At 65.8% G+C, this 23,978-nt stretch carries 22 protein-coding genes and 1 tRNA gene; 6 read left to right on the plus strand and 17 right to left on the minus strand.

The annotated features are described in order from the left end of the window. The first annotated feature begins 31 nt into the window (after nt 1-31). Nucleotides 32-1,192 (plus strand): CaiB/BaiF CoA transferase family protein, encoded by a 1,161-nt coding sequence (locus tag AC3FKH_RS29805; RefSeq protein ID WP_488679294.1) that lies wholly within the window; start codon nt 32-34, stop codon nt 1,190-1,192. Nucleotides 1,193-1,216: 24 nt separating this feature from the next. On the opposite strand, the gene AC3FKH_RS29810 is transcribed toward AC3FKH_RS29805, so the two are convergent. Continuing rightward, complete coding sequence (locus AC3FKH_RS29810) at nt 1,217-2,062, minus strand: LysR family transcriptional regulator (protein ID WP_488679295.1); 846 nt, start codon at nt 2,060-2,062, stop codon at nt 1,217-1,219. An 85-nt stretch (nt 2,063-2,147) separates the two neighbouring features. On the opposite strand from AC3FKH_RS29810, the gene AC3FKH_RS29815 reads away from it, so the two are divergent. Next, nucleotides 2,148-2,756, plus strand: coding sequence for a cysteine hydrolase family protein (locus tag AC3FKH_RS29815; protein ID WP_488679296.1), 609 nt, complete (start codon nt 2,148-2,150; stop codon nt 2,754-2,756). A gap of 73 nt (nt 2,757-2,829) precedes the next feature. On the opposite strand, the gene AC3FKH_RS29820 is transcribed toward AC3FKH_RS29815, so the two are convergent. The 3 genes from AC3FKH_RS29820 to AC3FKH_RS29830 form a co-directional block, all read right to left on the minus strand. Continuing rightward, nucleotides 2,830-2,906 (minus strand) — tRNA-Val (locus AC3FKH_RS29820). Nucleotides 2,907-2,969: 63 nt separating this feature from the next. Then, on the minus strand, nt 2,970-4,517 hold the full coding sequence (locus AC3FKH_RS29825) for a class I adenylate-forming enzyme family protein (protein ID WP_488679297.1): 1,548 nt from the start codon (nt 4,515-4,517) through the stop codon (nt 2,970-2,972). Between the two features lie 61 nt (nt 4,518-4,578). After that, entirely contained in the window at nt 4,579-5,586 is a 1,008-nt protein-coding gene (locus AC3FKH_RS29830; protein WP_488679298.1) for a tripartite tricarboxylate transporter substrate binding protein, read from the minus strand. A 277-nt stretch (nt 5,587-5,863) separates the two neighbouring features. Between AC3FKH_RS29830 and AC3FKH_RS29835 the strand changes: the two genes are divergently transcribed. Both AC3FKH_RS29835 and AC3FKH_RS29840 read left to right on the plus strand, forming a co-directional pair. Beyond that, nucleotides 5,864-6,196: a helix-turn-helix domain-containing protein gene (locus AC3FKH_RS29835; RefSeq protein ID WP_488679299.1), complete on the plus strand. Its 333-nt coding sequence runs from the start codon at nt 5,864-5,866 to the stop codon at nt 6,194-6,196. After that, nucleotides 6,189-7,505 carry a HipA domain-containing protein gene (locus tag AC3FKH_RS29840; RefSeq protein WP_488679300.1) on the plus strand — a complete coding sequence of 439 codons (1,317 nt, stop codon included), beginning with the start codon at nt 6,189-6,191 and terminating at the stop codon, nt 7,503-7,505. The genes AC3FKH_RS29835 and AC3FKH_RS29840 overlap by 8 nt, the downstream gene beginning before the upstream one ends. A 211-nt stretch (nt 7,506-7,716) precedes the next feature. On the opposite strand, the gene AC3FKH_RS29845 is transcribed toward AC3FKH_RS29840, so the two are convergent. The 6 genes from AC3FKH_RS29845 to AC3FKH_RS29870 form a co-directional block, all read right to left on the minus strand. Beyond that, on the minus strand, nt 7,717-8,805 hold the full coding sequence (locus AC3FKH_RS29845; protein ID WP_488679301.1) for a porin: 1,089 nt from the start codon (nt 8,803-8,805) through the stop codon (nt 7,717-7,719). A 57-nt stretch (nt 8,806-8,862) separates the two neighbouring features. Beyond that, nucleotides 8,863-9,840, minus strand: coding sequence for a PDR/VanB family oxidoreductase (locus tag AC3FKH_RS29850; protein ID WP_488679302.1), 978 nt, complete (start codon nt 9,838-9,840; stop codon nt 8,863-8,865). Between the two features lie 30 nt (nt 9,841-9,870). Then, on the minus strand, nt 9,871-11,319 hold the full coding sequence (locus AC3FKH_RS29855; protein WP_488679303.1) for an NAD-dependent succinate-semialdehyde dehydrogenase: 1,449 nt from the start codon (nt 11,317-11,319) through the stop codon (nt 9,871-9,873). A 31-nt stretch (nt 11,320-11,350) separates the two neighbouring features. After that, entirely contained in the window at nt 11,351-12,487 is a 1,137-nt protein-coding gene (locus tag AC3FKH_RS29860) for an aromatic ring-hydroxylating oxygenase subunit alpha (protein ID WP_488679304.1), read from the minus strand. Between the two features lie 153 nt (nt 12,488-12,640). Next, nucleotides 12,641-14,242, minus strand: a complete 1,602-nt coding sequence (locus AC3FKH_RS29865) for a BCCT family transporter (protein ID WP_488679305.1) — start codon at nt 14,240-14,242, stop codon at nt 12,641-12,643. A gap of 268 nt (nt 14,243-14,510) precedes the next feature. After that, nucleotides 14,511-15,596: a tartrate dehydrogenase gene (locus tag AC3FKH_RS29870; protein WP_488679306.1), complete on the minus strand. Its 1,086-nt coding sequence runs from the start codon at nt 15,594-15,596 to the stop codon at nt 14,511-14,513. 101 nt (nt 15,597-15,697) lie between these two features. Between AC3FKH_RS29870 and AC3FKH_RS29875 the strand changes: the two genes are divergently transcribed. Then, complete coding sequence (locus AC3FKH_RS29875; protein WP_488679307.1) at nt 15,698-16,612, plus strand: LysR substrate-binding domain-containing protein; 915 nt, start codon at nt 15,698-15,700, stop codon at nt 16,610-16,612. After that, on the plus strand, nt 16,609-17,595 hold the full coding sequence (locus AC3FKH_RS29880) for a PAS domain-containing protein (RefSeq protein WP_488679308.1): 987 nt from the start codon (nt 16,609-16,611) through the stop codon (nt 17,593-17,595). Before AC3FKH_RS29875 ends, AC3FKH_RS29880 begins: the two co-directional genes overlap by 4 nt. Before the next feature lie 90 nt (nt 17,596-17,685). On the opposite strand, the gene AC3FKH_RS29885 is transcribed toward AC3FKH_RS29880, so the two are convergent. The 7 genes from AC3FKH_RS29885 to AC3FKH_RS29915 form a co-directional block, all read right to left on the minus strand. Next, a complete protein-coding gene (locus AC3FKH_RS29885; RefSeq protein WP_488679309.1) occupies nt 17,686-18,288 on the minus strand; it encodes a cysteine peptidase family C39 domain-containing protein in 603 nt (200 codons plus the stop codon). A 208-nt stretch (nt 18,289-18,496) separates the two neighbouring features. After that, nucleotides 18,497-19,507 carry a CAP domain-containing protein gene (locus tag AC3FKH_RS29890; protein WP_488679310.1) on the minus strand — a complete coding sequence of 337 codons (1,011 nt, stop codon included), beginning with the start codon at nt 19,505-19,507 and terminating at the stop codon, nt 18,497-18,499. Nucleotides 19,508-19,671: 164 nt separating this feature from the next. After that, entirely contained in the window at nt 19,672-20,928 is a 1,257-nt protein-coding gene (locus AC3FKH_RS29895) for an MFS transporter (protein ID WP_488679311.1), read from the minus strand. A gap of 157 nt (nt 20,929-21,085) precedes the next feature. Beyond that, the gene (prmB, locus tag AC3FKH_RS29900; RefSeq protein ID WP_488679312.1) at nt 21,086-21,979 is read right to left on the minus strand and encodes a 50S ribosomal protein L3 N(5)-glutamine methyltransferase; all 894 of its coding nucleotides are present in this window, start codon (nt 21,977-21,979) and stop codon (nt 21,086-21,088) included. A 43-nt stretch (nt 21,980-22,022) separates the two neighbouring features. Then, entirely contained in the window at nt 22,023-23,174 is a 1,152-nt protein-coding gene (gene dapE / locus AC3FKH_RS29905; protein ID WP_483729543.1) for a succinyl-diaminopimelate desuccinylase, read from the minus strand. A 16-nt stretch (nt 23,175-23,190) separates the two neighbouring features. Then, nucleotides 23,191-23,538, minus strand: coding sequence for an ArsC family reductase (locus AC3FKH_RS29910; protein ID WP_140949518.1), 348 nt, complete (start codon nt 23,536-23,538; stop codon nt 23,191-23,193). Between the two features lie 33 nt (nt 23,539-23,571). Continuing rightward, complete coding sequence (locus tag AC3FKH_RS29915; protein ID WP_488679313.1) at nt 23,572-23,931, minus strand: hypothetical protein; 360 nt, start codon at nt 23,929-23,931, stop codon at nt 23,572-23,574. Nucleotides 23,932-23,978 lie beyond the last annotated feature (47 nt).

Raw genomic sequence — 23,978 nt, forward strand, 5'->3', positions numbered from 1 at the left:
CAAGCCGTCAAAAAATATACCGGAGACAGACATGAACAAGACCCCTGCGGCAGCCGCGGCGCGCGACGACGAGCCGATGCTCGCCGGCCTGACTGTGCTGGACCTGAGCCAGGGCATTGCCGGCCCGTACTGCGGCCTGATCCTGCGCCAGCAGGGCGCGCGCGTGATCAAGGTCGAGCCGCCCGCCGGAGACTGGGGCCGCCAGATGGGCCGCGCGCGCGAAGGGATGACGGCGATCGCCATTGCGTACAACGCCGGCAAGGAAAGCGTGGTGCTCGATACGCGCACCGAGGCCGGCCGGACGGCGCTGCGCAGGCTGGCCGAGCAGGCCGACGTGGTCATCCAGAACTATCGCCCCGGCGTGGCCGAGCGCATGGGCGTGGGCTATGAGGCGCTGGCCGCGCACAACCCGGCGCTGGTCTATGTCTCGATCAGTGGCTACGGGCAGGACGGTCCGCTGGCCGCGTTGCCGGCCGTCGATACCACCATCCAGGCTTTCAGCGGCCTGATGCACGTGAATCGCGACGCGGCCGGCCAGCCGCGCCGCATTGGCTTTTTCCTGGTGGACCTGAGCACGGGGCTGTACGCGGCGCAGCATGCGTCGGCGGCGCTGTTCCGCGCGGCGCGCAGCCGCAAGGGACGACACGTCAAGATGTCGCTGCTGGAAGCGAGCGCGGCATTGCAGTCCTACCTGATGCTCGACGATGCCATGTTCCCGGACGCCGAGATGGCCGCCGCCAACGCGCCCACGGGCTTGTTCCAGGCCGCGGATGGTGCGCTCTATGTGAGCATGCTCAACGACGCCATGTTCGTGAGGCTGGCTAGCGTGCTAGGTTTCGACGACTGGCTCGCCGATGCGAGCCTGCGCACCAGCGCGGGCCGCCTGCCGCGCGCGGCCGAACTGTGCCAGCGCCTGGCTACCGCGCTGGTGCAGAAGCCGCTGTCGTACTGGGAGTCGGTCTTTACTGAGAACGATGTGTTGTTCGGACGTGTCGCGCATCCGCGCGAGATGCTGGCGAGTGAACAGTGCGCGCAGGCCGGCGTGTTCGGCAATGTGGCGCAGCCAGGGATTGGCCAGTTGCCGTGGGCGAACCTGCCTGGCCTGGCGGGCACCGTGCGGCCGCATGGCCCGGCTCCGCTGCTGGGGGAGCACACGGCCTCGGTGCTTGCCGAGTTCGGGCTTGTTGCCTGACCTGCAGGCGCTGGCCGGCTGTCGTCAGCACTGGGACAGCGTATCGGCCAGCCATTCGATCACCGGCCGGAAGCGCGACGCGCCGCGAAACTCGGTTGGGTAGGCCAGCCAGATCTCGCGCATGACTTCGGGCACCTCGCGCAGCAGCCGCAGCCCCGCATCGCCGTGGGCGACATAATGCGGCAGCAAGGCGGTCCCGAGACCTGCACGCACCGCTTCACGGACCGCCAGGAGGTTGTTGGAGTGAAAGGCAATGCGGCGCTTCGCTCCATGCGGCCAGGTGGCCTCGGGAATGCCGTAGCCTTCATCGAGCAGCGCGCATAGCGGCGTGCTGTCGTCCATCGCGATCGTGGCGCAGCCATAGAGTCCGAACCGCACCGTGCCGACGCGCTGCGCCACGATATCGTCTTCCTGCGGTCGTGCAAGCCGCACGGCGAGATGCGCATGCCGCCGCGCCAGGCTGGCCCGGCGGTCATCGAGTTCGAGACGGACAACGATGTCGGGATTGGCCGCGTAAAGCCCCGGCAGGCGCGGAATCAGGAAGTGGCTGCCCAGCGCGGCCGTCGCGGCCACGCGCACCACGCCGGACGTGCCGCTGCCCGTGCCTTCAAGCTCGCGCATCAGGCGGTCGGCGGATTGCTCCATCTGCCGCGCCGCCGTCAGCGCGTTGCGGCCCGCCGAGGTCAGTTCGAAGGCGCCTTCGGCGCGTGTGGCAACGGGCTTGCCCAACGCGGCTTCCAGTCGTCGAATGCGCCGGATGGCGGTGGCATGCGTGATATCGAGCTCGCGTGCGCAGGCCGAGTAGCTACCGGCGCGAATGAGCGTGGACAGGGTCAGCAGGTCATCCCACGAAACTGTACGTTTTTGCACAGCGGCTGTGTGTGAGTGGGTAATTGGCGCACAGCATAGCGTGGTCTACGATGCCTGCACAACCTACTCAACCGGAGAATCCGCGATGTCCGCTACCACCCCCGTTACGCTGCTCGATGCCGTCGGCGCCAGCCGCACACCTTCTGCCTGGGAGAACTCTGTGCTGGTCCTGGTGGATCATCAGCGCGAATACACGGACGGCGTGCTGCCGCTGGTCGGCATGCCGGAGGCCGTGGCCGCCTGCGCCGACCTGCTGGCGCTGGCGCGGCAGCAGGGAACGCCCGTTATCCACGTCATGCATCACGGCAAGGGCAGGGGCGCTTTCGATCCGGCGGGACCCTATGTGTCGTTCATCGAAGGGCTGACGCCGCAGGCCGATGAGCAGACTGTGGTCAAGCACCTGCCGAACAGCTTTGCCGGTACGGACCTGGCAGCGCGGCTTGCGCAGCTGGGCCGCAAGGAGCTGATCGTGGCCGGATTCCAGACTCACATGTGCATCAGCGCGACGGTGCGTTCGGCGCTCGATCATGGCTATCGCGTCACGCTGGTGGCCAATGCCTGTGCCACGCGCGACCTGCCCGATCCGCTCGGCGGCGAGCCGCTGCGCGCTGCGCAATTGCACCGCGCCACGCTCGCGGCCTTGCACGACCGCTTTGCGACGGTGGTGCCCGATGCATCGGCCTGGAAAGCTTGATTCCGGAAAAAAGCGCCGCAAAACAAAAACGGACGGTGCCGAAGTGGCGACCGTCCGTGTTTGCGTTGTGCGTTGGTAGGCTCGATTGGACTCGAACCAACGACCCCCACCATGTCAAGGTGGTGCTCTAACCAGCTGAGCTACGAGCCTAGCGAAGCCGCAGATTATAGAGATGCCTTCGCGGCGGTGCAAGTGTTTCGGAAATGTTTTTGTTCAGCCGGTGATGCGGTCGCGCAGCTCGCGCTTGAGCACCTTGCCGATGGCGCTGCGGGGCAGGCTGTCGACGACATGCATCGCGCTCAGCCGCTGGGTCTTGCCAAGGCGTTCGTTGGCCCAGTCGAGCACCGTTTGCGCCGTGTCGCCGTGCCCCTCGCGCAGCGCGATAAAGCCGACCGGCGTCTCGCCCCAGCGCTCCGACGGCACGCCGACCACGGATACATCCAGCACAGCCTCGTGCGTTCGCACCACGGCTTCAATATCGCTCGGGTAGATGTTGAAGCCGCCCGAGATGATCACGTCTTTCATGCGGTCCATCAGCACCAGGAAGCCGTCTTCGTCGAAGCGGCCGATATCGCCCGTGCGGATAAAGCGGTTACCTTCGGCGTCATGCCATTCCACCTCGGCCGACTTGGCCGGCAGGTTGTGGTAGCCGTTCATCATCGCGCCGGAGCGGCCGACGACTTCACCGGTGCTGCCGGGCGGCAGTTCCTTGCCGTCTTCGTCGATGATGCGCACGTCCGCGCCTGTTGCGGGACGTCCGACCGTGTGCAGCTTGTCGGGGAACTCATCGGCGGCCAGCATGCAGCCGCCACCGCCTTCGGTCATGCCATACAGCTCCATCAGTTTGCCCGGCCAGCGGCGCAGCACTTCGGCCTTGAGGGCAGCGCTGAACGGCGCGCTCGTGCAGAACTTGCGCCGGAAGCTGGACAGGTCGTACTTGTCGAAGTCCGGATGAGCCATCAGGCGCTGGTATTGCACCGGTACCAGCATGGTGTGCGTGACGCGATGGCGCTGGGCCAGTTCCAGGTACTTGCCGGCGTCGAACTTCGGCATCAGCACGGCCGTGCCGCCCAGGCCGATCGTCGGGAAGAAGCTTGCAAGCGTGGTGTTTGAATAGAGTGGGGTGGAGAGCAGCGTGATGGCGTCGGTGCCGTACCCGGTCATCGCGCCGCGCGACACGTGCGCCCAGCGCATGCCGTGCGACTGGACGATGCCCTTGGGCATGCCCGTCGTGCCGGACGAATAGATGATGTTGAGCGGCAGTTCCGGCCGTACTTCCGGCTCCGTGAATGGCGCTCCCACCGGCGCCAGCCAGGCCTGGAAAGGCTGGCCTGCGGCGCTGTTGTCCAGCGTCACGATACGGGTCGCGCCAAGCTGCGGCAGCACGGGCTGCAGGGCGGCGGCTACCGCGGCATCGACGAACAGGATGCCGGCCCCCGCATCGGCCACCATGTCGGCCAGGCTTTGCGCGGTGGAAGAGGGCGCGAGCGGTGCGACGACCACGCCGGCGCGGATGGCGCCGAGATACACGGCGGCATATTCGATGGACGAGGTCGCACAGATCGAGACCGCGCCGCCGGGCTGCACGCCGTCGCGATGGAGCGCGGCGCCGATGCGGGTCATGATGGCATCGAGTTCGCCATAAGACATCGATTGCTCGCCCTGCACAAGGGCGGCATGCGCGGGATGGCTCGCAGCGTGGCCGCGCACAAGGGCGGACATGCTGGTGAAGGGACGTTGCATCGGGGAAGTGTCGGTCATGGCATACAGGCTGGCGGAAGTTATTCTTGCGCCGGCGATCAGGGATTCAGTTCGGGAAAGCTTATTGCACCTGGGCGCCGGAGTCTTTAACAACCTTGCTCCAGCGCGTGATCTCGGCGTCGATGTGCGTGCGCAGTGCGTCAGGCGTCGAGCCCACCGGTTCATAGCCATTGGAGGCGAGATTGGCCTTCAGCTCGGGCTCCTTCAATACCGTCGCAATCTCGCGGCTGAGGCGGTCGACCACCGGAGCCGGCGTGCCGGCCGGTGCCAGCACGGCATACCAGCCGGTGATGTTGATGCCCGGCACGCCAGCCTCGGCCAGCGTCGGCACATCGGGCGCGATGGCCGCGCGCTTCGCGCCGGTCACGGCGAGCGCGCGCACCTTGCCGGCGCGCACATGCGGCAGCGTGGTCGAGATGCTGTCGAAGGTAAGCTGGACTTCGCCCGACAGCATCGCCGTCACAACCTGCGCGCTGCCCTTGTATGGCACATGGGTCATCTTGATGCCGGTCACCGAGTCGAGCAGCTCGCCCGCGAGGTGGCCCGTGTTGCCGTTGCCGGCCGAGGCGAACGTGAGCTTGCCCGGCGACGCCTTGGCTTCGGCAATCAGCTCAGGCACCGTGTTGGCGCGCAGCGAACTGCTGCCGGCCAGGATCATCGGCAGGTTGGCCACCAGCGAGACCGGTGCGAAGTCCTTGCGCGTGTCATACGGCAGTTTGGGATACAGGCTGGCGTTGATCGCATGCGCGGCCAGCACCATGATCAGCGTGTTGCCGTCGGGTTTGGCGCGCGCCAGCATCTGCGTGGCGATGGTGCCGCCGGCGCCGGGACGGTAGTCGAGCACCACGGGCTGGCCCAGCCGTTCTTGTAGCCGTGCGGCCACCGGGCGCGCCAGCAGGTCGGCACTGCCGCCGGGCGGGTACGGAATCAGAAGCTGTATCGGCCGGGAAGGCCAGGTCTCTGCCTTGGCGAGGCCGGCGTGGCCAAGCGTGGCTGCAGCGGCAAGTGCCAGGCCGGTTGCCAGCAGCCAGGCGCGGCGCTGTGTTCCAGTGCTCGAATGCGTGTTCATCGCTGTCTCCTTCGGTTTCTTATACCGGTTGTGCCGGAGCGTCCTCTCGCGTGGCGGCTGGGACACTTATGTGGGAAACCTTAAATCGCGCGCGCGAGCGTGGGAATTCGGAAATGGCTAAGGCTGGCTTCTGCAACGCGTTGCTTATCCGGAATCTTGGTGTTTGAGGAGATTTTGGCGTTTTGTTCGTTTGAGCAAGCAGAATCTCTGGGATCAGGGAGATTTCTTGCTTCTGCTAGCGTGGCAACCTAAAATCTTTGCAATCAGGGAGATTCTTATGCAATTCCAGCTTGGCGATGCCGCCGACATCGGTGCGGTCGTACGTGCCTCCCGGAAGGCACACGGCATGCGTCAGGACGACGCCGCTGGCGCGATCGGTGTCAGCGAGAACTTTATGGTCCGGGTCGAAAACGGCGCCGAGGGCATCCAGTGGGGCAAGTTGTTCCAGGTGCTGAGTGGATTGGGCATCCGCATCGTGGTGGACGTGCCGGAGGCCGCTTTCCCGCTGGTCGACGCCGAGCGCGACAAGCTCCGGCATCGCCAGGCCCGTAGCCGCCGGCGCCGGGCTTCGGCGGAAACGGAGCCTGCAGCAAAGGATGAGCATGGCTGATCGTGTCCTGCTGGCGAGCATCAACGGCGCACTGGTGGGCACGCTGCGCGATGAGCACGACGTCTGGTCATTCGAATACACGCCCGGCTGGCTGGCGGATCCGCAAGGCTTTCCCCTGAGCCCGGCGCTGCCATTGCAGGCCGGCCGGCAAATCGACGGCAGCAGCGTGCGTCCGGTCCAGTGGTACTTCGACAATCTGCTGCCCGAAGAGGGCCAGCGCGTCTTGCTGGCCCGTGACGCAGGCATCCGCAACGAAGCGGACGCCTTCGCCTTGCTGGCGTGGTATGGCGCGGAATCGGCCGGCTCGCTGACGTTGCTGCCGCCGGGCAAGTCCTTGCAGCAGGCGCCGGCGCTGCGCCCGTTGTCGGACGCCGAGCTCGATGCGCGCATCCGCAATCTGCCGCGCGTTCCGCTGACGCACGATGCGCTCAAGCGCATGTCGCTGGCGGGCGCCCAGCACAAGCTGGCGGTAGTGCTGCAAGACGGCCAGTTGTATGAACCCGGTGCGGACACGCCATCGACGCATATCCTCAAGCCGACGCATCAGGAAAACACGTTCTATCCGCACTCGGTCGCTAACGAGTGGTTCGTGATGTCACTGGCCGCCAGGCTGAGGCTCGACGTGCCGGCCGTGCACCGGCGCTATGTGCCATCCCCCGTCTACCTGGTCGATCGCTTCGACCGGCGCCACCTTCCGCAGGGCTGGCGACGGCTGCATGCCATCGACGCATGTCAGTTGCTGAACCTCTCGCGCGCGTTCAAGTACGACCAGGGCAGCGTCGAAAGGCTCGCGGAGCTGGCCGCGCTGTGCCGTGCGCCGGCAATGGTGCGGGCACGGCTGTTCGACTGGCTGGTCTTCAATATCCTGACCGGCAATTCCGACGCGCATCTGAAGAACCTGAGCTTTCTGGTTTCCGGCGAGGGCATTGCGCTGGCGCCGTTCTATGACCTGCTGAGCGAAGCGGCATACGGCACGCGCACTTACGACAAGACTGGCTGGCCGGATGGACACCGTTTTGCCTGGCCGGTGCTGGGCGTCGAATTCTATGGCGACTTTTCGCGTGCGCTGGTGCTTGAGGCCGGACGCGTGATGGGGCTGGCGGCGCCGACCGCGGAGCGTCGCCTCGATGTCATGCTGAAGGCCATCGGGGTCGCCGTCGAAAGCCTCTATGCGCAGGCGGAACAGGAAAACACCGCCATGGCAGCGAAGGATCCGGCACTGCGTGGCGGGCTGGCTGGTGAACTGGCCTGCTTGCGCGTGATTCGCTTCACGGTGATTGGCGACATGTTGAGAGTGCTGTCGCGGTGAATGTTTGGGGCGTGTGCGATGCTCGCCGGCTGCACCGTGTTTACAAACGAGCCAGGCTCTTGCGGGTGTCCCACTGCTGCCTATGATTGTTTAGGGCTCTTCACAAGCGGCCGAAATGCAAAGGACGGGTTCCGGTTCGTCTTGCTGCCCTTGTCCTTTGAGTATCGGGTCCCCGCTTGCGCGGGGACAATGAGACGGTGTGCGCAGGCCCTCAGAACAGGTGGCGAATCCCGGCCATCACGCCTACGCGGTTCGTGCTGTGGGCATCTGTGACCGGCGTCCCGCCCCAGTACTCCGTCTCCCGCCCGACCGTGCCGCCGCGCGCGAAGGTGGCGTCGGCCTCCACGAACAGGCTGGTGCGCTTCGACAGGGCGTAGTCCGCCACGGCGGATACCGCGTCGGCGTTGCCGCTGCCGAGCGGGATGGGCGTGGACTGGAACTGCGTCGTTACGTTGCCGCTCTGGCTGTAGCGGTAGTACGCGCCCGACAGGTGGAGGGCCGGGGTGAGCTGGTAGCCGAGGCCGACGAAGGCGATGCCGAAGCGCGCGTCCGGGTTGGTCTCGCGGCGGCCCATGTAGCCCACGTAGCCCGTCGCCTTGCCGATGACATAGGACGCGCCGACCGAGTAGTTGTGCAGCGTGTTGTCGCCGATGCCCGGGCGTTGCTGGTCATAGGCCACGCCGGCGGACAGCGGCCCTTGCTGGAACATCACGCCGCCGCCGAAAGTTGCCCCGCGCGCCATGCTGCCTGGCTGTTCGCCGAAGCCGTAGTCGAACTGGATGCTCACCGGGCCGACCGTCTTCTTGTAGACCAGGCTGTTGTTGATGCGGTAGCCCTGGAAGAAGATGTCGCCGCCGGTGTAGAGCGGGTCCGACCAGAAGTTGCCCCAACTCTGGTCGAGCGGGTCGAAGGCCCAGCCGATGTTGTTCAGGGCGTTGTACTGGCGGCCGAAGGTCAGGGCGCCCCAGTCGCCGGAGAGGCCGACGTAGGCCTGGCGGCCGAACAGGGCGTTGTAGGCGGTCTTGCCGTCGTCGGTGCCGAAGCCGTTCTCCAGCAGGAAAACGGCCTTGTTGCCGCCGCCGAGGTCTTCGTTGCCTTTCAGGCCCCAGCGGCTTCCGCCAATGCCGCTTGAAACGAGTTCGGTCTTGTCATTGTGGCGGCCGTCGATATTCGACGTGTAGCGCACGGCAGTGCTGACGATGCCATAGAGCATCACGTTCGACTGTGCATGCGATGTGGAAGGCAAAGCGGCAGGCAGCAGCGTGCCCGCCAGCAGCCAGAGGCTGGCTGGTTTCCTCATGGGGTCTCCTCGGGAGGGATGGCGGCCGGCGTCCTGTGCGCCGGCCTTTCTTGTGACTTACAGGTCGAGCACGAGCTTGCCGCCCTTTGCCCGCGACACGCAGATCATCATCGTCTTCTGCGACGCCTTCTCCTTGTCGCTCAGGTACTGGTCGAAGTGGACGGCTTCGCCTTCGAGGATGCGGGTCTCGCAGGTGCCGCACACGCCTTCGCGGCACAGGCATTCGACCGGGACGGTGCTGTCGCGCTCGATGGCCTTCAGGATCGACTCGCCGGCAGCCACTTCCACCGTCTTGCCGGATTTCGCCAGCACCACGGTGAAGGCGTCGCCCGCCTGCTCCGGCGCGGCGAACTGTTCCCAGTGCACACGCGACGGATCAAGGCCAACGTCCTGCGCGGCCTGGCACACGGCATCGATCAGCGGGGCGGGACCGCAGACATAGACATGCGCGCCGGCCGCCATGCCGCCCAGCAGGCTGGCCAGGTCGAGCTTCTGTCCCTTGCTGTCGACATAGAAGCGGATGCGTCCCCCGGAAGACTCCTGCGCAAGCGCCGCCAGTTCATCGCGGAACGCGCCGTGCTCGTCCGCGCGAAATGCATAGTGCAACTCGTGCGACGCGCCGCACTTGCGCAGTTCGTGCATCTGCGACATGAACGGCGTGATGCCGATGCCGCCCGCGATCAGCACGTGGTGATGCGCGCCATCATCCAGTGCGAACAGGTTGTTCGGCGTGGTGATGGTCAGCGCGTCGCCCTCGGCCACCTTGTCGTGCAGGAACGCGGAGCCGCCTTTCGACTTCTCCTCGCGCCGCACGCCGATCTGGTAGCTGCCGAGTGCATCGGGCGAACTCATCAGCGAGTAGGCGTTGCTGTACTGGCGCTCGCCGTCGCGCATCTGCACGATGACGTGGCTGCCGCCGGTAAAGGGCGGCAGATCGCTGCCGTCCATGGCTTCCATGGTGAAGCGCTTGATCAGCGGGGTCACGTGCTCGATGCGCGAAACCCGCACCTGGAGGGTTTGGTAGGTATTGCCCATGCTGCTGTCTTCCGGGTGTGCTGCCGCGCGTTACAGCGCCATGCAGAGGTATTTCATCTCGAGGTAGTCCTCGATGCCGTACTTCGAGCCCTCGCGGCCCAGGCCCGACTGCTTCACGCCGCCGAACGGCGCCACCTCGTTCGAGAACAGGCCCGTGTTGATACCGACGATGCCGTACTCCAGCTGCTCCGCCACGCGCCAGACGCGACCGATATCGCGGCTGAAGAAGTAGGCGGCGAGGCCGTAGATGGTGTCGTTGGCCATGTGCACGACGTCGGCTTCCGAAGTGAAGCGCACGATCGGCGAGACCGGCCCGAAGATCTCTTCGTCCAGCACGCGCATGCCGGGTTTGACATCGGCCAGCACCGTCGGCGCGAAGAACTGCGAACCAGCCTCATGCACGCCGCCGCCGATGGCGATGCGCGCGCCCTTGCTGACGGCATCGGCCACCAGTTCACCGACCTTGGCGACCGCCTTTTCGGTGATCAGCGGACCGATCTCGCTGCCGGCCGTGAAGCCGTTGCCCACGCGCAGTTCGGCCACCTTCTTCACGTAGCGCTCGACGAACTGGTCATACACGGCGTCGTGGATATAGAGGCGGTTGACGCAGACGCAGGTCTGGCCGGCGTTGCGGTACTTGGCCTGGATCGCGCCCTCGACCGCCGCGTCGATGTCGGCATCCTCGAACACGATGAACGGCGCGTTGCCGCCCAGTTCCAGCGACACCTTCTTGACCGTGCCGGCGCACTGTTGCATCAGCAGGCGACCGACCGGCGTGGAGCCGGTGAACGACAGCTTGCGCACCAGCGGATGGCCGGTGAACTGGCTGCCGATGGCCGCCGCGTCGCCGGTGACGATGTTCAGCACGCCCGCCGGGATGCCTGCGCGCAGCGCCAGCTCGGCCAGCGCCAGCGCGCTGAACGGCGTCTCGTTGGCGGGCTTGACCACCATCGTGCAGCCTGCCGCCAGCGCGGGCGCGGCCTTGCGGGCGATCATCGCCGCGGGGAAATTCCACGGCGTGATGGCGGCGCAGACGCCGATCGGCTCGCGCACCACCACCAGGCGCTTGTCGGCGGCCGGGGACGGGATCACGTCGCCGTAGAGGCGCTTGGCTTCCTCGCCGAACCACTCGATGAATGAGGCGGCGTAGCGCACCTCGCCAAGCGCTTCCGCCAGGGGCTTGCCCTGCTCGCGGGTCATGATGGCGGCGAGGTCGTCCTCGTTCTCGATGATGAGGTCGAACCACTTGCGCAGCAGCGCGGCGCGCTCCTTGGTGGTGCGGGCCTTCCAGGCGGGCAGGGCGGCGTTGGCGGCCTCGATGGCGGCCACGGCGCCGGCCTCGCGCATCAGCGGCACGGTGCCGACCTGCTCGCCCGTGGCGGGGTCGGACACGGCTACGGTGGCGACGTCGGGGGCGTCGGTCCATTCGGCGCCGATCAGGGCCTGCTGGCGGAAGAGGGCGTTGTCCTTCAGTTGCATGGGTCTGGTCTCCGATTCGGTGGGATGGGGCTCAGGCGCCCTCGTATTCCTTCGCCACCTTGCGGTGGAAATGCACGATGCCGTGCTCGCTGATGCCGCTGCGCTGGCGGTCGACCATGATCCGGCCCTGGCCGCGGTAGCCGCGCGACTTCAGGCCCTTCTGCACGCTTTCGACCAGGCGCAGGTCTTCCGGGCGGAACACGTCGCGATACCACTCGACCAGCTTCTGCTGGTCCTCGGTCAGTTCCTTGTTCAGGAAGTAGATCTCGTAGTGCTGGAGCGTGACTTCGGCGCTCGCCGGGAACTCGTAGATCACCGTCATGAAGTTGGCGCCCGGCGGCACGTTGAACATCGTGCAAGGCCAGGCCCAGAAGCCGCTGAAGCTCGGGTCCTTCACGGACTCGTCCAGCTTGAAGGACTTCTCCGACGACTTGGCGTGGCCGAATTGCAGTGACCAGTTGTCGTGCAGCGTGTGGGTGTAGCGGTCGACCTGCACGGAGTCCGAGAAGCCGGGGTGGGCCGGGCCGCAGTGGTAGCACTCCATGTAGTTGTCGACGATCGACTTCCAGTTGGCCGGCGTTTCGGTGACGAAGCGGGCGCCGAGGTGAAGTTCGTCAATGACCGGGCAGGCGGCGCGCATGCGGGCTTCTAGGCCGGGGAGCTGCTCCTCGACCGTGCCGGCTTCCGGGTTCATGTTGATAAAGACGAAGCCGGCGTATTCCTCGACCTTGACCGGGACCAGGCTGGACTTGCTCTTGTCGAAATTGGGGACGTTGTCGCAATTGCGGGCAAGCGCCAGTTCGCCATCGAGCTTGAAGGTCCAGGCGTGGTACGGGCAGGTGATGACATTCTTCGCGCGGCCGCTGCCTTGCAGCAGCTGGTGGCCACGGTGGGGGCAGACGTTGTAGAAGGCGCGCAGCACGCCTTCGCGGTCGCGCAGCACGACGATGCTCTCGCCGATGATCTCGCGGGTCACGTAGTCGTTCGACTCGGCCAGTTCGCTGCGGTGAGCCACGCAGATCCAGCTGTCGGCGAAGATCTTTTCCTTTTCGTACTCGAAGACGGCATCCTTCGTGTAGTACGAGGCGGGCAGGGTCCAGGCGTTTTCGTCGTCGGCGCAGAAGTCAGCGGGCAGCTTGACGGCGGCATTGTCCAGGGTCTTCTCCATGATTCTGTTTCCTTTGGTTAATCGTTGGTTAATCGTTCGTTAAACGTTAGTTAAGAGTTAAATAACATTTAACAACAACGCGGAAGAAAAGGCCCGCGGGCGGGCAATGTGTCGGTAACGGGCGGCAGGGGCGCCGCCCTGTCAATCAATCCGTCAGACCTTGGCGCCGGCGGTTTCGCGGCTGGTGGCCACAGCGCTCACGGCGCGGCTTTCGCCTTCGGGCCGTGACTCGATCAGGTGTGCCGGCGTGTCGGCGTGATCCTGCAGCAACCAGCGGAACAGGCCGAAAAGCTTGACCGAGAGGATGACCAGGAACGGGATGGCGGTCAGGACTACGGCAGTCTTCATGGTCTCCAGCGACGCCTTGATGAACAGCATCGCCAGTGGCACCAGCGTCAGCATCACGCACCAGAACACGCGGCTGGTCGGCGACGGGTCCTGTCCTTCCTCCAGGTTGCGGGTGGTCGTGGCGGCCACGGCGTACGCCACGGCGTCGACGTGGGCGGCGAGGAAGACGATCATGATCACCAGGTACACGGCCAGGAACACCTTGCCAGCTGGCAGCGCGCTCAGCAGCATTTCCACCGCCGTCTCGCCGCCGTGCTCCTTCAGGATGCGCGGCACGTCGATGGCGCCTGACATGAACTGGTGCATGCTGTAGCTTTCCAGCGCGCCGAAAAAGAACCAGCATCCGACGCTGCCGCCCAGCAGCAGGGCGTAGATGACTTCCTTGATCTTGCGACCCTTGGACACGCGCGCCACGAACATCGCCACGCCCGGCGAGTACGACACCCACCACAGCCAGTAAAACACGGTCCAGCCGCGGCTGAAGGCGCCGTCGCCGGTGGGGTCGGTGAACAGGCTCATGTGGACGTAGTTCTGCAACATCAGACCCAGGCCGTTGACGATGTTGTTGCCGGAGAACAAGGTCGGCCCGATCGCGAACACGACGGCGGCCAGCAGCAGCGCGCCCCAGCAGACCATATGGCTCAGACGTTGCATGCCGCCGTTGATGCCAATGTAGGCGCTCGCGGAGAACAGCACCGACACGCCGACAATCACGATCAACTGCGTGACGAACGTATCCGGCACGCCGAACAGGCCGGACAGGCCGCGCGTGAAGGTCGACGCGGTCAGCGCGATGGAAACCGTCAGCGCCCCGAACATCGTCAGCAGGAAGATCAGGTCCACCAGCCGGCCCACCGGCCCGGTAGCGCGGAAGCCCGTGATGGCTTCGACGATGGACGCCAGGTTCAACCCTTTGTTCTTGCGCACGTGGAAGTGGTACGCCATCGCCAGCGACGGCAGGGCGTACACCGCCCAGGCGCTCAGGCCCCAGTGGAAGAACGAGTAGCTGATGGAGTATTCCAGCGCCTCGCGCGTGCCGGTGGGCACGTTCAGGCCGGGCGACTGGTAGTAGTAGACCCACTCCATCACGCCCCAGTACATGGTCGACGACCCCATGCCTGCGCAGATGAACATGAAGACCCACGACAGTGTGGAGTACTCGGGCTTGCCTTCGCCCAGGCGCACGTTGCCGTACTTGCTGAAGGCCAGCGCCAGGCAGGCGATGACGCAGCCGAAGACGAAGATCTGGACCAGCGACCCGAAGGAGCGCGTGGACCATTCGAAGAGCTGGGTGGCGGTGGCGGCCGCTTCCGCGGGCCAGCGAACCATGGCGATGACGGTGACCAGCACGGCGGTGAGCGTGCAGACGGTCAGGAATCCGTCGAGGCGGGGCGTGGACGTTTTCAAGTTGATCTCCTCCGATGCGTCTTTGCGCATGGGTGCTTTGTGGTGAAGCTTGTCTGCCGGCGCGGTGGGGTGCCGCGTTTTTTGATTTGCTTTATGTAAACCAATGGTTTACAGTAACTATTGGTTTACGGAAACTCTATGCAAAATTCCGGGGATGCACAAGCTCCGCGCTGAAAAAAACTGCGTATGTGCCGGATGGGCCCTGCCTCCCCTGGCGTGGAAAACATGTCGCGCGAACCGTGCGTCACGTCCCCACGCGCAAGCGGGATCAGAGCGCTTCGGCGATGGCCTTGCCCACGTCGCTCGTTCCGGCCTTGCCGCCGGCATCCGGCGTCAGCGGGCCTTCACGCAACACGGTCTCGATGGCGGCGAGGATGGCGTCATGCGCTTGCTTTCCTGCGGCACCCCCAAGGAAATCGAGCATCATCGCGCCCGACCAGATCATGCCGATCGGGTTGGCGATCTGCTTGCCGTAGATGTCCGGCGCCGAGCCGTGCACCGGCTCGAACAGCGAGGGAAACTTGCGCTCCGGGTTCAGGTTGGCCGAACCGGCCAGGCCGATGGTGCCGGTGCAGGCCGGGCCGAGGTCGGAGAGCAGGTCGCCGAACAGGTTGGAGGCGACCACCACGTCGAACCGTTCGGGCTGGAGCACAAAGCGGGCGCAGAGGATGTCGATGTGCTGGCTGTCCCATTTGACCTCGGGATACTCGGCACCCACCGCGGCGGTGCGCTCGTCCCACCAGGGCATGCTGACGGCAATGCCGTTGGACTTGGTGGCCGAGGTCAGCTTTTTGCGGGGGCGGGATTGTGCCAGTTCGAAGGCGTACTTCAGGATACGGTCGGTGCCGTGGCGGCTGAAGATCGACTGCTGCATCACGATCTCGCGCCCGGTGCCCTCGTACATGCGGCCGCCGACCGAACTGTACTCGCCCTCGGTGTTCTCGCGGACCACGTAGAAGTCGATGTCGCCGGGCTTCTTGCCCGCCAGCGGGCAAGGCACGCCAGGCAGCAGGCGCACCGGGCGCAGGTTGACGTACTGGTCGAACTCGCGGCGGAACTTGAGCAGCGAGCCCCACAGCGAGACGTGGTCGGGCACCTTGTCCGGCCAGCCCACTGCGCCGAAGTAGATGGCGTCGAAGCCGTCGAGTTGTTCCTTCCAGTCGTCAGGCATCATCTTGCCGTGGCGGAGGAAGTAGTCGCAGTTGGCCCATTCGAAGTGACGCACTTCAATGGGCAGGCTGAACTTGCGCGCGGCGGCTTCGACGACGCGCAGTCCTTCGGGGAGGACTTCGTTGCCGATGCCGTCACCGGCAATGGCAGCGATGCGGAATGCATTCGGAGAAGGTTTGGTCATGGCGGTGTCTCGCTCGTGTCTGGTGGTCAGGACGCGATCGAGGATGCCGGGAAACTCCGCGCGGATCATCCGCGCAACCGTGGATACAGGAAACACGAACCGTGAACAATCTGCCCCCACTGGAAGACCTGCGGGTGTTCTGCCTGGTTGCCCAGCGCGCCAGCTTCGTCGCCGCTGCGGAGGAACTGGGCAGCTCGCCGGCCTATGTCAGCAAGCGCGTCAAGGCGCTGGAGCAGGCGATGGGCGCGCAGCTGCTGCACCGGAGCACGCGCCAGGTGTCGCTGACGGAAAACGGCGACCGCGTGTGCCGCTGGGCGCGCCACATGCTCGACGAGATCGGCCAGTTGATGGACGACGTCTCTGCTGCCGGCGGCGCGCCGCGCGGGCTGGTGCGGATCGGCAGCAGTGTGGGCTTCGGCAGGCGGCATGTCGCACCGCTGATCGCCACGCTGTGCGAGCAGTACCCCGGCCTGGAAATCCGCTTCGACGTGTTCGACAAGCTGGTCGACCTCGTGGCCGAGGGGATCGACCTTGACATCCGCATCGGTAACGATATCGCCCCGCACCTGATCGCGCGCCGGCTGGCGCGCAACTGGCGGGTGCTGTGCGCGGCCCCGTCCTATCTCGCGGCGCGTGGCGTGCCGCAGACGCTCGACGCGCTGACGGAGCACGACTGCCTCGTCACCAAGGAGCGCGACCATCCCTTTGGCATCTGGCGCATGACCGGGCCGGAAGGCGACCGCAACGTCAAGGTCGGCGGGCGCCTGTCGTCCAACCACGGAGAGATTGTCACGAGCTGGGCGCTGGCCGGGCATGGCGTCATGCTGCGCTCCATGTGGGACGTCGAGCCTGACCTCCAGGCCGGCCGCCTGGTGCAGGTGCTGCCCGACTACCGCCAGGACGCGGATATCTGGGCGGTGTATCCTTCGCGGCTTTCCGGCTCCGCACGGCTGCGCGCCTGCGTCGAGTTTTTCATGCGGCATCTCGGGGATGCCACCGGGGAATCGAGGACATGACAGAAAACAGCTTTGCATTCCGCCTCAAGGAACTGCTCGAACACAAGAAACTCACGCTGCAAGCGGTGGCGAACGCGCTCGACGTGTCGCGCCCGGCCGTCCACAAATGGACGAAGGGCGGTGAGATCGACTACGAGAAGCTCCGCAAGCTGGCGGGGTTCCTTGGCGTCAACTGGATCTGGCTGCGTTACGGCGAGCAGGCGCGGCAAGAGGCGGAAACCTCAAGCGCGATGGAGATTCCCATGACCGACGTGCGCCGCCGCTACACGGCCGAAATCATGGAGAGCGAGGCGCGCATGAAACTGGCGCAGGAGGGCGCGCGCATCGTCACGTGGGAATGGAACCTGATCACGGACGACGTGACCTACTCGTCCAACGTCGAAGCCGTGTACGGCTGGCGCATCGTCAGCAACGAAAGCTTCTGGAAGCATGTGCATGCCGACGACGTGGCCATGATGAACGCCGCCTACGAGGAATCGGTGCGCACGGGCAAGGCGCACGAGTTCGACTTCCGCCTGTACCAGCCCGACGGCAGCATCCGCTGGATTTCATCCCGCGCCACGCCGGTGCGGGAACTGGACGGGCGCATCGTCAAGATCGTCGGCATCAGCATGGACAACACCGCGCGCAAGCTCGCCGAGCAGTCTCTGCGCGACCAGCAGGCGCGGTTCCGGGCGGTGTTCGAATTGACATCGGAAGGCATGGCATTGCTGGACGCGGACTTGCGCTGCGAGTCGGTCAACGCGGCGCTGGTGGAGATGGCCGGCTGCGATGCAGGTGATCTGTTGGGCGATGGGTTCGCCGGACGTCTCCCCGATGCCGCGGCGCGCCTGCGCAGGACGACGCGCGCCCGGCCGCGGGCGGAGTTCGGCGCCGAACTGCAACGGGGGGACGGAAGCGCGCTGGCGGTGACGGTTCGCGCAATACTGGAGCGCAGCGAGGACGGCGTGTCGTACTACGCGCTCGCGCTGCGGGCGGCCTGACGAGGGAGAGCTGCGTGCAGAGACGCCGCCGTCAACGTGATTCGGTCATCGGTCCATGCACCGGTGGACGGCTGCGTGGCCTGAGCGATCCTAAACCTGCTTGCGGGATGCCATGCTCGCAAGCAGTGGGGACCACATCTTCAGCCGACTGCCCGCGCGACATAGCCTCGTAACGGTCGAAGCAAGCAGTCGTCCGCCGTGGCGAAGCCATGCTGGCTGCGGCGCCGCGCCAGACGGGCAAGGCTGCGGGATTTCACTATCGGCCGCCGAATCGAGTCTTGAAGCGGGCTGTGCCAACACTGCGTGTCCGCTGTACTGGGCCAGCAGTTCATCGTGATCGACCTCCTGCACGCCGCCGCCCCAACCTGGCAGGGCAACGATCAGCCGTCCGTTATCGCAGCGCCGAAGCAGCACGCATGGCCTGTTTCCGTCGAGCAAGAGGATGGCGGGCAGCGTGGTGTCGGAGATCTCATCGAGATTGCAATCCACCGGCCGGGTCGACAAGCCGAGATGCGCCGCTGCGACGTCCAGCAGCGGTAACGTCAGGTGCATGCCGTCCACAGCGCCCGTTTCCGACAGGGCTGTGGACGACACCGGCCGTTGCAAGGCACGGTTCACCAACAGCAAGCAGCCCAGCAGCGGATCGTCTGCCCCCGATCGCCGATCCGTCGCGCGCGACATTCGTTCACCCATGATTCCCCCGGTTTCACTGGTGTGATTCTTTGCTTCGAGCGTAGTGCAACGCGGCACGTGCGCCTATCGTGAAAACGGGCGATAGCAACCGCCCAAGGCTGAATCACGATTGAAACGCCTGCCTGGATGGTCGACTTCATCTGCCGCTTGCTCGGCCCTGAAGAAAATCGACCAGCAGTTTCGCGGCTGAACCGCCGGCGCAGCCGCCTCAATACGCCGTAAAGCGCCACGATTTGTTGATCGCCACGCCATTTCGCGCACCGGCAAAGCTCGCGGTATAAGTGCCGGCAGCGATGGGCTGCGTCGGCAGCAGGAACACCACGCCTCGATACAGGCTCGCGTCCGCGATGGCCGAAGCCACCGAGCCAGCCTTCGATTCGGCAGGCACCAGGATGCGAGCGGGCACGGCATCGCCGCGCGGGCCCGTTAGCGTGAAGCTTGAAACCGTCAGCACGTCAGCCGGTTTTTCCACGTTGACCCGGAACATGATCGGGGTGCCCGCGGCGGCCAGGTCGGGCGCCGGATTCGGGGTCTCGTCCGCGGGAATGAACAGGCCGTGCACGCTGGCATTGTTGGCGGGGTAGTGCGCGGCAGCGCCAGCAGGCAATTGCTGGCCGCCCCATTGGGCGAGGCCATAGCCACCCGTACCCGCCGCGGTCACCACGCCAAAGTTCGCCACGCAGTAGTTGTCACGCATGGCGAGGCCGATGGTCTCCTGATTGCTGGTGATTCCCTGCAAGTGATAAACCGAGTTCGCCAGCGCGGCCAGACAGCGGCCGATATCGCCGTTGTAGGCATTCTGTCCGACCCATTGCTGGTGCGCGCCGCCCACGGCAAGCACTTGGCGGTACGGATCGGGGCTGGTGAAGCCGGGATTCCCGGGGATCTCCGTATGGCTCATCACCGCATTGAGCTTCATATACTCGAGGTGGTTTTCGGCCGCAGCGTCCAGGGCGGGGTCCTGGCGCAACGCCCCGACCCCCATTGCGACCCGCAGGGCGTTGAGCGCGTTGAAGAATTCGAAGCGCGGGTCGGTTCGGAAGTACGTGGATCTATGCGCGATTCCGGCCGGAGCAGGCGAAGTCAGTTCCTTGCTGACGGTCGGTTTGCGCGACAGGTTTGCGACGATGGTTTGAGGCGTGGCGCCAGCGCTGTCAATGCTGGCGCAAACCGCGACGACGGCAGACGTCGCGGCGCATGCGAGGAGGCTCTTTCTCACGTTTTCCGGGTTGTTTTTGTCTGACCAAGCGGGAGCTCATGGTCCGCGCAGGACGCCGGCTGATCCGCTTCCGGAGGCTTAACGTGAAAGGATGAAGATTCGTGTACAGGAGCCCGCATGCCTGCAGGCGGAATGGCTGCGTTCGGGCTTATTCAGCCCTGAAACTAATGATTGCCCTGCGCCGGACTGAAGAAATAGGGCACCAGCGCTGCAGCCACCAGCACGGCCGCCGACAGGAAGATCGCCGCATACGTCGCCGGCTCGCCCCAACGCTGCAGATGCCCCATATTGGCGATCAGACCATAGCCCCACGACGTCAGCGCCGAGCCGAGGAACACGAAGGTATTGAGCAACCCCAGCCCGCGCCCGCGTTTGGACGGCGGGATCAGGCTGCGGCCCTGCGCCATCACGAGCGGATGCAGCATGCCGATGGTCGAGAGCAGGGCCATCATCGCCACGCCGCTCGCGACGCCGGACGCGGGCCACAGCGTCAGCAGCACGCCACCGGACATCGACAGGACGGACCACGCGAGGATGGCGGTCTTGAGCGTGCTGCGCCGTACCAGGACGGGCAGCAGGAAAGCGGTGAGGAATCCGGCCACGCTCAGCAGCGTGAGCGCCACGCCGCGGGACCCCGAACTGAGCCCGTAGACATCGGCCAGGTAAGGCCCGCTCCATGCATTGCGGAAGGCCGTGCCCGCGGACATGGCCACGCACAGCGGGATCAGCGTCCACAGCGGCACCAGCCCCAGCAGCCGGGCGCTTTGCGTGAGCATGGATGGCCACGAGGCGCTGCGCGCCTCCGCGTGGCCGGTGTCGCGCACGAAGCGCCAGACGCCCCACGCGGCGACGACCATGCCCAGTGCCGATACCGCCATCGACGGGCGCCAGCCCACCAGTTCGGTCGCCCAGCCCAGCGGCGCGGTCGCGCACAAGGCGCCGATCATCCCCATGGCGTTCGACTTGCTGACCACTTGCGTGTAGTCGCGCTCGGACAGCTGCTCCGAGGCGAAATGCAGCAGGCCCATGAATACCGGCGCGCACGCCAGCCCCAGCCCCACTTGCGCCAGCGTGGCCACTGCACCGTTGGGCGCCAGGACGAAGAGGATCGACGATCCCGCGCCGATCGCCAGCATTCCGGCCGTGGGCCGGCCTACGCCATAGCGGTCGAAGGCGATGCCAACCGGGATCTGGGCCACGGCAAAGGCCAGGAAGAACGAAGAGGACAGGGCCCCGTATCCGGCCGGGGACAGACCGAAATCGTGCTGCAGTTCCGGCGCCATGACCGCCAGGCAGGAACGGAAGAACTGGCTGAGCGCGAAGGCGAAGGTCAGGATGGCGATGCCGCGCAAAGCGTGCGTCGTTGCGGCACGGGCGGGCAGGGCGGGGGATCCGGGAAGTGGGGTGGGGCTAGGGGTCACGGCGTCAGTGGCGCTATCTCTGCCGCGAGTGTAGAGCCTGCGCGTGTTGAGGAATCAATACATGGCCGGTGTTCGCCCAGATTGCGTGGGCGTAGCCTGTGCCGGCGGACAACTCCTTCTCCCGCGGCACAGGGTTGCGATCATGTAGAACGAGGAATTACCCCGGCAGAGCGTCGTAGGTCAGCAGGAAGACCTGTTCGTCGCCCGCGCTGACGGGCAGCCAGACGATCTCCAGGTCCGGGAACGCCGCTTCGACATTGGCGTGCTCGTTGCCGATTTCCACCACCAGCACGCCGCCCGGGTTCAGGCGAGCCTTGGCCCCGGCAATGATGCGGCGCACGATGTCCATGCCGTCGTCGCCGCCAGCCAGCGCGATGCGCGGCTCGGCCTGGTATTCGGGCGGCAGCGCCTGCATCGAGGCTTCGTTGACGTACGGCGGGTTGGTCAGGATCACGTCGTACGTGGCGCCCGGCGGCAGCGGTGCGTACAGGTCGCCCTCGAACAGGTGGATGCGGTCCTGCATCTTGTAGTCGGCCACGTTGCGGCGCGCCACGGCGAGCGCATCGGGCGAGATGTCGACGGTATCGATCTGCGCGTTGGGCCAGACGTGGGCGGCAATGATCGGCAGGCAGCCCGAACCCGCGCACAGTTCCAGCACGGGGCCGATCTTGGCGGTGTCGCCGATCCACGGCTCCAGTCCGTCCTGCAGCAGTTCGCCGATAAAGCTGCGCGGCACGATCACGCGCGAATCGACGTAGAAGCGCAGGCCGTGCATAAAGGCTTCATGCGTGATGTAGGCGGCCGGCACGCGTTCGGTGACGCGGCGGTCGATGACTTGCATGACCGCGTCGATTTCCTCGGGCAGCAGGCGCGCGTCGAGGAACGGGTCGAGCGTGTCGAGCGGCAGGTTCAGCGTGTGCAGCACCAGGTAGGCGGCTTCGTCATAGGCGTTGGCGCTGCCGTGGCCGAACGAAAGACGCGCGGCCGTGAAGCGCGACACCGCCAGGCGCAGCAGGTCGCGCACGGTGCGCAGCGGGGAGGGAGTTGCCATGGTCGTGTGATCCTGTGTCGATAAGGGTGCGATCGGCAGGCGATCAGGCAATGAGCCGTTCCAGCACGCCACGGTAGACGTTCTTGAGCGGTTCGATGAAGCGGACTTCGACGTTCTCGTCGATCTTGTGGATGGTCGCGTTGGGCGGGCCGAACTCGATCACCTGCGGGCAGATCTTGGCAATGAAGCGGCCGTCGGAGGTGCCGCCCGTGGTCGACAGTTCGGTCTTGACGCCGGTCTCGGCCTCGATCGCGGCCGAGAGCGCGTCGGACAGCTCGCCGCGCGGCGTCAGGAAGGGCTCGCCGCCGAGCGTCCAGTCGAGCGAGTATTCGAGCTTGTGCTGGTCCAGGATCGCATGCACGCGCGACTTCAGGCCTTCCGGCGTGCTCGCGGTCGAGAAGCGGAAGTTGAAGTCGATCGTGACGTGGCCCGGGATCACGTTGGTCGCGCCGGTGCCGCCGTGGATATTCGACATCTGCCAGCTCGTCGGCGGGAAGTATTCATTGCCCTGGTCCCACACTTGCGCGGCCAGTTCGGCCAGCGCGGGGGCGGCTTCGTGGATCGGGTTGCGGCCCAGGTGCGGGTAAGCGATATGGCACTGCACGCCCTTGACCACAAGCTTGCCCGACAGCGAGCCGCGGCGGCCGTTCTTGACCATGTCGCCGAGCGTGTCGACCGACGTCGGTTCGCCGATCACGCAGTAGTCCAGCCGTTCGCCGCGCGCCTTCAGCGCCTCGACCACCTTGATGGTGCCGTCATGCGCGGGGCCTTCTTCGTCGCTGGTGATCAGGAACGCGATGGTGCCGGCATGGTCCGGATGCGCCTTGACGAATTCCTCGACCGCCACGACAAAGCCGGCGATCGACGTCTTCATGTCGGCGGCGCCGCGGCCGAACAGGCGGCCGTCACGGTGGGTCGGCTCGAACGGGTCGGAGTTCCACTGCTCGAGCGGGCCGGTCGGCACCACGTCGGTATGGCCGGCAAAGGCCAGCAGCTTGCCGTCCTTGCCTTGCGTGCCGCGCTTCACGGCCCACAGGTTGGTCACGCGGAAATCATCGGGGCCGCTGACGAGCGCTTCGCAGGCGAAGCCTAGCGCCTTCAGGCGGGTTTCCAGCACGGCCTGGCAGCCTTCGTCCGCGGGCGTGACGGAGCGGCGGCGGATCAGGTCTTCGGTGAGGGCAAGAGTGGCGGTCATGGCAGGGCAGGGAGATTCAGAACTGGCTGGCGTACTGGTCGGCGGAAAACCCCACGCTGACCTTGCCGTTGTGCGCGAGCACCGGGCGCTTGATCAGCGACGGGCTTTGCTGCATCAGCGCAATGGCGCCGGCTTCCTGCTCGGCGCGCGCCTTGTCGGCGTCCGACAGCGCGCGCCAGGTCGTGCCCTTGCGATTGAGCAGGGTCGACAGCGGCACGTGCTTGAGCCAGCCGCGCAGCATGGCTTCATCGACGCCTTGCTTCTTGAAATCGTGGAAGGTGTAGGCAACGCCGTTGGCATCCAGCCAGGTGCGGGCCTTCTTGACGGTGTCGCAATTCGGGATGCCGTAGAGCAGGACGGTCATGGCGTGTCGGGTCTTGTGCCGAGGTTCAGCGGTTCAGCGGAAAAGCAGGTTCAGGGCGATCACCAGGCCGCCAAGGCCAAGCGCCACGCCAGCCATCGCAACGGTCGTCATCAGGCGCAGTCGGCGGTCCAGCCGCGCGGCTTCCTTGCGCAGGGCGTCGATGGTGATGGCGTGCTGCTCCGCGAGCAGCTTGACTGCCTCGGCTTGCTGCACGGCGGCGGCTTCCAGTTCCGCAATGCGTGCGGCCGGGTCGCGCGTTTCCGGCGCGGTGCCATCGGTGCCGTCATCCTTGCGCCGGCCCTTCTTGATCTTGTCGATGGTCTTGTTGGCCTGTTCGAGGATCGTGGGCAGGAGGGAGAGCACGGTGCTGACGGTAGCAGGATCCAGGGCCATGAGTCGCTTGCGGAGGGAGGGCACGTCGCGGGCGGTGTGGCGGGGTG

It is taken from the genome of Cupriavidus sp. 21MJTG02-4 (assembly GCF_057798975.1).